Annotated in this window: 13 protein-coding genes; 6 read left to right on the top strand and 7 right to left on the bottom strand. The window is 71.4% G+C overall.

What is annotated here, in order from left to right; translation table 11 throughout:
* Positions 1 to 127 precede the first annotated feature (127 nt).
* Genes ACFWOG_RS30290 through ACFWOG_RS30275 form a run of 4 tightly spaced genes read right to left on the bottom strand, consistent with a single transcriptional unit; the run spans position 128 to position 1970 of the window.
* Positions 128 to 610 (bottom strand): hypothetical protein, encoded by a 483-nt coding sequence (locus ACFWOG_RS30290; RefSeq protein WP_380362105.1) that lies wholly within the window; start codon positions 608 to 610, stop codon positions 128 to 130.
* A 34-nt stretch (positions 611 to 644) separates the two neighbouring features.
* Positions 645 to 845 (bottom strand): DUF397 domain-containing protein, encoded by a 201-nt coding sequence (locus ACFWOG_RS30285; protein WP_355403593.1) that lies wholly within the window; start codon positions 843 to 845, stop codon positions 645 to 647.
* Positions 846 to 865: 20 nt separating this feature from the next.
* A complete protein-coding gene (locus tag ACFWOG_RS30280; RefSeq protein ID WP_329947713.1) occupies positions 866 to 1066 on the bottom strand; it encodes a DUF397 domain-containing protein in 201 nt (66 codons plus the stop codon).
* Positions 1067 to 1076: 10 nt separating this feature from the next.
* The gene (locus ACFWOG_RS30275) at positions 1077 to 1970 is read right to left on the bottom strand and encodes a helix-turn-helix domain-containing protein (RefSeq protein ID WP_380362103.1); all 894 of its coding nucleotides are present in this window, start codon (positions 1968 to 1970) and stop codon (positions 1077 to 1079) included.
* Positions 1971 to 2259: 289 nt separating this feature from the next.
* Here ACFWOG_RS30275 and ACFWOG_RS30270 point away from each other — a divergent pair, with 289 nt between their 5' ends.
* The 4 genes from ACFWOG_RS30270 (at position 2260) to ACFWOG_RS30255 (ending at position 4028) form a co-directional block, all read left to right on the top strand.
* Positions 2260 to 2625: an ATP-binding protein gene (locus ACFWOG_RS30270; protein WP_380362101.1), complete on the top strand. Its 366-nt coding sequence runs from the start codon at positions 2260 to 2262 to the stop codon at positions 2623 to 2625.
* Positions 2622 to 3110: a hypothetical protein gene (locus tag ACFWOG_RS30265; RefSeq protein ID WP_380362099.1), complete on the top strand. Its 489-nt coding sequence runs from the start codon at positions 2622 to 2624 to the stop codon at positions 3108 to 3110. Before ACFWOG_RS30270 ends, ACFWOG_RS30265 begins: the two co-directional genes overlap by 4 nt.
* Positions 3107 to 3259 (top strand): hypothetical protein, encoded by a 153-nt coding sequence (locus ACFWOG_RS30260; protein WP_329947716.1) that lies wholly within the window; start codon positions 3107 to 3109, stop codon positions 3257 to 3259. Before ACFWOG_RS30265 ends, ACFWOG_RS30260 begins: the two co-directional genes overlap by 4 nt.
* A 169-nt stretch (positions 3260 to 3428) precedes the next feature.
* Positions 3429 to 4028 carry a hypothetical protein gene (locus ACFWOG_RS30255; RefSeq protein ID WP_329885291.1) on the top strand — a complete coding sequence of 200 codons (600 nt, stop codon included), beginning with the start codon at positions 3429 to 3431 and terminating at the stop codon, positions 4026 to 4028.
* 78 nt (positions 4029 to 4106) lie between these two features.
* On the opposite strand, the gene ACFWOG_RS30250 is transcribed toward ACFWOG_RS30255, so the two are convergent.
* Both ACFWOG_RS30250 and ACFWOG_RS30245 read right to left on the bottom strand, forming a co-directional pair.
* Positions 4107 to 4580 (bottom strand): Lrp/AsnC family transcriptional regulator, encoded by a 474-nt coding sequence (locus ACFWOG_RS30250; protein ID WP_329885292.1) that lies wholly within the window; start codon positions 4578 to 4580, stop codon positions 4107 to 4109.
* Positions 4581 to 4700: 120 nt separating this feature from the next.
* A complete protein-coding gene (locus ACFWOG_RS30245) occupies positions 4701 to 5132 on the bottom strand; it encodes a MarR family winged helix-turn-helix transcriptional regulator (protein ID WP_380362095.1) in 432 nt (143 codons plus the stop codon).
* Between the two features lie 89 nt (positions 5133 to 5221).
* On the opposite strand from ACFWOG_RS30245, the gene ACFWOG_RS30240 reads away from it, so the two are divergent.
* On the top strand, positions 5222 to 6163 hold the full coding sequence (locus ACFWOG_RS30240) for a zinc-binding alcohol dehydrogenase family protein (RefSeq protein ID WP_380362093.1): 942 nt from the start codon (positions 5222 to 5224) through the stop codon (positions 6161 to 6163).
* Positions 6164 to 6241: 78 nt separating this feature from the next.
* Here ACFWOG_RS30240 and ACFWOG_RS30235 read toward each other — a convergent pair whose 3' ends face one another.
* Positions 6242 to 6850: a hypothetical protein gene (locus ACFWOG_RS30235; protein WP_329947718.1), complete on the bottom strand. Its 609-nt coding sequence runs from the start codon at positions 6848 to 6850 to the stop codon at positions 6242 to 6244.
* A 337-nt stretch (positions 6851 to 7187) separates the two neighbouring features.
* On the opposite strand from ACFWOG_RS30235, the gene ACFWOG_RS30230 reads away from it, so the two are divergent.
* Positions 7188 to 7370 (top strand): PspC domain-containing protein, encoded by a 183-nt coding sequence (locus ACFWOG_RS30230; protein WP_329885295.1) that lies wholly within the window; start codon positions 7188 to 7190, stop codon positions 7368 to 7370.
* The last annotated feature ends 121 nt before the right edge of the window (positions 7371 to 7491 follow it).

Raw genomic sequence — 7491 nt, 5'->3', positions numbered from 1 at the left:
TGAGTTGTGCACCACCACCCCGAAACGACCGAGTCCGCGGGTCGGCGTAAATCGGCGGCGGCGGTGGCTGCGCAGGAAGTCGGATCTGCCGACTTCCTGCGCAGCCCAAGGGACCTCGCTCCAGCGATTACAGGCCGTCCAACGGTGAGCGGTGGCGCCACGGGAACAGTCGCTCGTACGCACCACCACGACGAAAGCGCTGTTCACTACTGCGTGCACCGGGGCGGAGGGTGCGGACGGCGAAGTGGAAGGCGGTGGCCGCGAGGACGGTGGAGAGGACGAAGAGCGAGGCGACGCCGACGCGGAAGAGGACGTGCGGCACGTCGAGGACGTGGGAGAGGACGAGGTAGCCGGCGGTCCCGGTGAGGACGGCGCCGAGGGCGGGGGCGGAGAAGTGGTGGAAGGCGAGGCGCTTGGGGAGGGCGGAGAGGAGGGAGCCGGTCGGTATGGAGATGAAGGTGCCGACGAGGAGGCCGACCATGGCGCCGAGGGGTACGGAGGTGGAGCGGAAGGCGATGAGGGCGACGAGGGCGCCCCAGAGGGTCCCGCCGATGACGCCGACCTGGGTGGTGCGGACGATGAGTCGGATACGCCAGGTGTCGGCGTTCATCAGTGAGATCCTCCGGGGCGGGGAGAAGCGCGGTTCAGATGAGGTGGTCGAACTCGCCGGCCTTGGCCGCGAGGAGGAAGGCGCGGAGCCTCACCACGTCGGTAGCGATGACGGCATCCGAGTCATCTGATTCGCGGAGGTGGCGGACGTCTCCGCTGCCGTAGGCAAGCTCGACGCACGTGCTTCCGCCATCAGCATCGCTGAAGCTGGATTTCTGCCAATCGATCCGGTTCACATACACCCCCGACATTGGTGTCAGACCAGGTGGTCGAACTCGCCGGCCTTGGCCGCGAGGAGGAACGCACGGAGCCTAGTGGCATCACTCGTCAGCGTTGTGCCCGGGTCATCGGACTCCCGAACATGCCTCAGGCCGTCAGCACCTCGGGCCAGTTCGAGGCAGTTGTCAGCGCCGTCTGCGCCGCTGAAGGAAGACTTCTGCCAGGACAGGTGGAACATCGGACGCCTTTCAGGTCTGCAGCAGGTAGAGGAGATGTTGGACCAGGCCCCAGGAGTCTCGCGAGGGGAGTTCACACAAGTCTCTCCGCCCGTCGACGGCAGGCAAGGCGTTGTCGGCCAACCGCTGGAACGCGTGGCGATAGTCGCCGACGTCCGTCGGATCGCCGAGATGTTCGGCCCGTTTGGGGCCGGAGAGAACGATCGTGGAGAGGTCGGAGCATCCCGGGTCGCAGACCAGGAACGAAGCCGAGATCGGTCCGTGCTTCGGGGCGGTGAACGGCAGCACCTGGATGGTGACGTTGGGCAGTTCCGCCACGTCGAGGAGGTGGCGCAGTTGCGCCCTCATCACGGCATCCCCGGCGAAGCGCATGCGTAGAGCTGCTTCGTGGATGACGAACCGGAACTGCCGATCCTTGCCATCGGTCAGGATCCGCTGCCGTTGCATGCGGAAATCGACCGCTGTCGAGATGTCCCAACTGGCGCCGACCTTGTAGGCATCCTCGTAGATGGCCTCGGCATACGCGGGAAGTTGAAGCAGCCCGGCGATGTACAGCGTGTCGTAACTGTCCAGCCGAACGGACCGGTCCTCCAGCTCCGCGAGATCGAGAGCAAGGTCCGGGACCTTGTTGGCGAAGGCGCTCCACCAGCCCTTGCCCGAACCCCGCCCCATGTCCGCGAGCCCGGCGCGATACGCCGGATCCTCGCAGCCGTAGGCGTCCAGCCACACGCTCAACCGCTCCTGGTTGAGGCTGATCCGGCCCGCTTCCGTGTGGCTGACCGCCGGGCTCTTCATCCCCACCAGCGCGCCGGCCTCCGGAGCCGACAAGCCCGCCGCCGACCGCAGACGGCGAAGCTCGTCTCCGAAGCGGCGCTGCCGCTGACTGATCTCTCCCCTGAGCCCCACAGCGTCCCTTCCTTCTTCCCGCAGTGTTCCGCATCGACGCGACCCGCCGCCACCGGCGGCCCGTCACTCACAAGGGTCAACCTTGCCGTTTTGGTTGCAACAATATGACTCGCAACCCTACTGTCAGTGTTGCACCGATCACACGACGGAGCGTCAGTAACGCTTTTCTCCAAGGCAGTAGGCGCCTGCTGCCTTCACGCACCGCAGAGCAACCGGGTCCGGTCCGGCCTGGCTCACGGCGACGCACGTCGACTCCTCTCCTCCCCACCTCTCCCCTCGGAGGTCTGCCATGCGCACCTTCAACCCGCCCGACTGGTCGGCCGCCCGCAACGAGCTGCGCGCCGCCCTCACCTCCTCCGGCTGGCACCCGGACGCCGTCCACGATGCCGAACTCGCCCTCCACGAGCTCTACTTCAACGCCTGGCGGCACGCCGACTGCCAGGCTCCCCTCGTCATCGTCGTCCTCCTCCCCCGCACCCTCCGCGTCTGCGTCTGCGACGACAGCCCCGCCCTCCCCGAACCGCGTATCTCCGCCGACCCCTACGAGGTGTCCGGCCGGGGCCTCCACCTCGTCCGCGCCCTCACCCACCGCTTCGGCGCCGACTCCCACAAGAACGGCAAATCCGTCTGGTTCGAACTGGACGCCGCCGCGTGAACCACGACCGCACCCCCCTCACCCCCCACGACCCCGTCATCCGCACCTACACCGAGCCCGAGGTCACCGCCCTCCTCGCCGAACTCCACGAACTCGGCCGCCCCTTCGGCATCCAGTGGGGATCCGCCGCCACCCTCCCCGGCGCCGTCGACGGCCGCCTCCTCGTCGACTTCGGCAACGCCCCCGTCGCCACCCTCCTCAACCTCCTCCACCTCCTCCGCTCCACCGAAAGGAACGACCCCCCCGTGGGACTCCTGATCCCCCTCGTCACCGAGGCCGTCCACACCGAGCGCACCACCGTCGCCCACGTCACCGTCGAGACCGTTCCCGACGCCCCCCTCCAACTCCGCCTCGCCCCCGACCTCGACATCCACGCCGCCCCCGGCGAGCACCTCGCCGTCCCCCTCACCCGCGACCAGGCCGAGGACCTCCTCCACGCCCTCGCCGCCCGGCTCGGCCACCGCCTCCTGCGAATCCAGCGGTGAGGCCCGGCACCGTCGACTACCTGGTCGGCGCGGCCTTCGCCGTCCTCCTCGCCCTCGCGATCACCACCGTCGCCCTGGGCGTCATCACCGCCCTCAAGGTCCACCGCGAACCGGCCGACGACGAGCCCGACAGGCGCATACCGCGCTGATCCCGCCCCACCCGCACGGCGGCTGCCGCCCCAGCCGCCGCCCACCACCGCGCACCCGCACCCGCACCCGCACCCGCACCCGCACCAAAAGTCGACACCACCGACTTCCCGCTCCGACCCGTGCACCGTCCTTGACGTGCCTACGGGCGAAGTCCCATAGTCCGTACACATGTTCCCCACCGCACATCGCCGGACGACGCGACGACTCCTCTCCAGAGCCGCTGCGCTGCCGGTGTGCCTGTACGCCGCGGGAATCTGGGAGAGCCGCTCGGGCGGACACCTGCTCGTCGCCGACGCCTTCGACCGCCCGATACTGCTGATCAGCTGCTCGCTCGCCCTGCTGGTGCTCGCCGCCTGCTTCATGAAGCCCGGCCGCGACCGCATCGTCGCGGCGCTCTTCACCGTGCTCGTCTGGATCACGGTCATGATCGGCGGCGTCCTGCTCCAGGGCCTGCGCGTCACCGAGACGATGAGCCGCGAGCAGGCCCCGGACCGGCCCGACCGGGCGCTCGTCGTACGCCTCCAGGCCGATCCGGGAGGCGAGACCGAGAGCCAGTACTGGTCGATCCTGGTCGAGGCCGGCACCGGCTGGTGCGCCCGCCGGTGGACCGTCCACGAGATGGCCGGGCAGTACCCGGGCTACGGAGCGTTCAAGTCCGCGACGTGGACGGGCCCCGACCGGATCACCGTCACGACCGACATGCACGTCAAGGTGTTCAGCCTGTCCGCGGGCGACGGCCACCCCCTGCCGGCCCCGGACACCCCCTGACCCCTCCGGAGGACGACGAACGCCCGGACGCGAGCCCCGACCGCACGCGGATTGCATCCTTGCCACCTGCGCCCCGCCTCACGACGACGCGGCGACCGCCCGGGGTGCGGCCGGGCCGCGGGACGACTGCGTCCGGCTCAGCACCAGGCTGGTGGTCGTGCTCCCGAACTGGGCCAGCTCGTCGACGATCTCCTCAAGATGCGCGAGCGACGTGGTCGCCACCTTCATGACGTAGCAGTCGTCCCCGGTGGTGCGCAGGCACTCCAGGATCTCCGGACGCTCCCCGAGCAACCGCCGCAACGGCTCGTGCCGCGTCCCCGGCCCCGGGTACTTCAGCCGGACCACGGCGTGCACCGGGTACCCGGCCCGCTCCAGGTCGACCTCCGCCCGGAAGCCCGTGATCACCCCGACCGACTCCAGCCGCCGCACCCGCTCCGTCGTCGCCGACGCGCTCAGGTTCACCCGCCGCGCCAGCTCCGTGAACGCGACCCGGCCGTCCCGCTGGAGCTCCGCCAGGATCGCCCAGTCCGTCGCATCAAGGCTCTCGGTCATCCGCCCAGGCTACCGACGGATCGGTTGCCGACGGATCCACGGCCGAACCGCCCCCGGACAGGCCGAGATCCCTCCGGCCGGAGCCGGCGCCACCGCGCGACCCCGCACCGCCCGGCGGCCCTACGTCCCCTCGTGGACCCGCGCCAGCAGGGCCATCAACTGCCGCTGCTCGTCCGGGTTCAGCGGTGCGAGCAGCTCCTCGTTGGCCGCCTCGGCCAGGGCCGCGCAGCGGGCGAGCACCGCCGCCCCCTCCGGGGTCACCGTCACCGCGTTCTTCCGCTTGTCGGCCGGATCCGGGGACCTCAGGACGTATCCCGCCCGCTGGAGGTGGTTGAGGATGCCGACCATGTCCTTGGGGTCGACGGCGAGCAGCCGCCCCAGGTCGGCCTGGGCCACCGGGCCGTACTCGGCGGTGGCGGCCAGCGCCGCGTGCTGCATGAGCCTCAGTCCCTCCCCGGCGATCGCGTCGGCGACCAGGCCCCGGCCGCGCGCCGCGACGCGACCGGCGAGCCAGCTCGGCAGGGACTGGAGGTGTTGGAGGGGCGAGGTCATGGTCCCAGGCTACTCGGGTTTTCATTGGACTTCCCCATGACTTTCGGCCTATCGTTGGGACATCCAATGACTTTAGGCCGGGAGGTCCTGTGCTGCGCATCCGCCACGACATCGACGACGGCCACACCGCGCTCCGCGCCGAGGAGGCCGCCGCCCCCACCCCGGGAGCCGGGGAACTGCTGGTCCGGGTCGAGGCGGTCGGCGTCACCCTGCCGACCGTCCGCAAGGTCCGCGAGGGCGGCGGGCCGGTCCCCCTCGGCGGCGAGGTCGCGGGGCGGGTCGTCGCCACGGGCCCGGGAGACGGCGCACCCGGTGGCAACGCCGCCTTCGCCGTCGGCGACCGCGTCACCGGGCTCTGCTTCGCCGACGCCTACGCCGAGTTCGCCGTCCTGAACACCGCGATGGCCTCCCGGATCCCCGACGACGCCACCGCCGTCGAGGCCGTCGCCCTGGTCCGCAGCGGACTCGTGGCGTGCGGGGCCTACGAGTCGGCCCGCGTGGAGCCCGGCGAGTCCGTCCTGGTCACGGCCGCCGCGAGCGGGGTCGGCACGCTCGCCCTCCAGTACGCCCGGGCCGGCGGAGCGGGCCGTGTCGTCGCGGCCGTCGGCAACCCCGCCAAGGACGACTTCGTGCGCGGCCTCGGGGCCGACGAGGTGGTCCACTACGACGACGCCGACTGGGGCGCCCCGTACGACGTGATCCTCGACGGCGTCGGCGGCGACCTGCTCGCACCCGCCGTCCGCGCCCTCGCCACCGGCGGCCGGCTGGTGGCCTACAGCTCCGGCGGCGGCACCGTCGAGGCGTACGAACTCCTGCTCCGCGGCGCGTCCCTGATCGGCTTCCAGATGCGCGCCGTCGCCCTCGGCAAGCCGGACGTCCACGCCCGCCGGCTGCGCGAGCTCTGGCAGCTGCGCGACGCGGGCACCCTGCGCCCGGCCGTCCACGCCGAGATCCCCCTCGCCGAGGCCGCCCGTGCCCACGCCGTCATCGAACAGCGCCGCAACCTCGGCAAGGTCGTTCTCGTGCCGTAGCCGGGGGCGCGGGCCCCCGGAGTGGTGGTCCCGAGCCTCGTCCCGGCGCCGCCCGCGGCCGGGACGAGCCCGACGCCGCTACGACACGAAGCCCACGACGCCGAAGCCCGGACGCGCCTCGACGTGGCGCAGCCACTTGATGACGTCCATGACGGCCTCGACCACCTCCGGCTCCAGCGGCGGCGCGTGCCCCTGCCGCTTGGTCTCCTCGAACTCCTCCAGGGCCCGCAGGCACTGCTCGTGCGTCCACTCGCCGCAACCCGGCAGGTACGAGGACGGAACGGGCGCGGGCAGCCCGGAGTAACCGAACTCGGACACGGACACGGCGGTGATCCTCAGCGCCTTCAGGCCCTCGTCGACGACGGACAGCCAGTCGCCCTTGAACGGGCTGAAGGAGGAGTTGTCCAGGAAGGACCCGGTCAGGCCGCAGAGACGCTTGTAGGCGTAGCCGTACTGGAACGCGTGCTCCCTGTTCTCCACGAAGGGCCCGGCGTGCACCACGGCGTGCAGCGCCTCGTAGGCCGTCGGGGCGCCGGCCTCGATCTCCGACTCGAACCATTCGTCGTCCGACGCCAGGTCCGCGCCGAAGCGGTCCTTGACGACCTGGAGCAGCTGGTCGTCACCGGAGCCGACCAGGGCGCGCGTGGCCTCGGGGTCCAACAGGTACACACTCAGGGAGGAGCTCATGGCACGACGCTATCGCCGAGGACCGACAGCGGAACCACACCGGAACGGCAGCGGATCGCCCGGGACGCCGTGCCCGGCCGGGCACGGCGGGCGCGCCGTCCCCGTGCGGTCGGGCACCCCGCACGAGACGTCGGACCGGCCGACTTCCCACTCCGTCCGCACGCCAACCTCCGGGGCGACCCTGAGGAAAACCCGGAGGCCGGGTCGCCCTGCGAGGGGAAGGACGTCAGGGGCCGGATCGGCTTGCGGGCTGAGGTGCCGGCCGGGAATCCGGCGGAGCATGGAGGTACGCCAGCCGGAGGGACCGGCCACCGGCGCCACAGCAACGGAGTACGCCATGAGCCGCCTCGCCCGCCCCCGCCACAACCGCGTCATCGCCGGCGTCTGCGCCGGGATCGCCGAGCGGTTCGGACTCACCCCGTGGACCGTCCGCGCGATCTTCCTGGTCTCCTGCCTGCTGCCCGGCCCGCAGTTCCTGATCTACCTGGCGCTCTGGCTGGTACTCCCCCAGGAGCCGTGACCGCCCCGCCGGGGACGGCCACCGCGAACCTCCCCGGCGTGAGCACCAGAACCACCGGCCAGGACCACCGGGACCACCACCGCAGGTCGACCACGGCGAACGGGCCGCTCACTCCGGGGGG

It is taken from the genome of Kitasatospora sp. NPDC058406, from assembly GCF_042722765.1.
Lineage (GTDB): Bacteria > Actinomycetota > Actinomycetes > Streptomycetales > Streptomycetaceae > Kitasatospora.
This window is presented reverse-complemented; position numbering and strand designations above follow the sequence as displayed.

What these genes read in the sequence shown, in the direction of transcription:
- ACFWOG_RS30250 (WP_329885292.1), bottom strand. Translation starts at nt 4,580, where the DNA reads ATGACCGAGAGCCTTGATGCGACGGACTGGGCGATCCTGGCGGAGCTC.
- ACFWOG_RS30245 (WP_380362095.1), bottom strand. Translation starts at nt 5,132, where the DNA reads ATGACCTCGCCCCTCCAACACCTCCAGTCCCTGCCGAGCTGGCTCGCC.
- ACFWOG_RS30290 (WP_380362105.1), bottom strand. Translation starts at nt 610, where the DNA reads ATGAACGCCGACACCTGGCGTATCCGACTCATCGTCCGCACCACCCAG.
- ACFWOG_RS30270 (WP_380362101.1), top strand. Translation starts at nt 2,260, where the DNA reads ATGCGCACCTTCAACCCGCCCGACTGGTCGGCCGCCCGCAACGAGCTG.
- ACFWOG_RS30235 (WP_329947718.1), bottom strand. Translation starts at nt 6,850, where the DNA reads ATGAGCTCCTCCCTGAGTGTGTACCTGTTGGACCCCGAGGCCACGCGC.
- ACFWOG_RS30230 (WP_329885295.1), top strand. Translation starts at nt 7,188, where the DNA reads ATGAGCCGCCTCGCCCGCCCCCGCCACAACCGCGTCATCGCCGGCGTC.
- ACFWOG_RS30280 (WP_329947713.1), bottom strand. Translation starts at nt 1,066, where the DNA reads ATGTTCCACCTGTCCTGGCAGAAGTCTTCCTTCAGCGGCGCAGACGGC.
- ACFWOG_RS30255 (WP_329885291.1), top strand. Translation starts at nt 3,429, where the DNA reads ATGTTCCCCACCGCACATCGCCGGACGACGCGACGACTCCTCTCCAGA.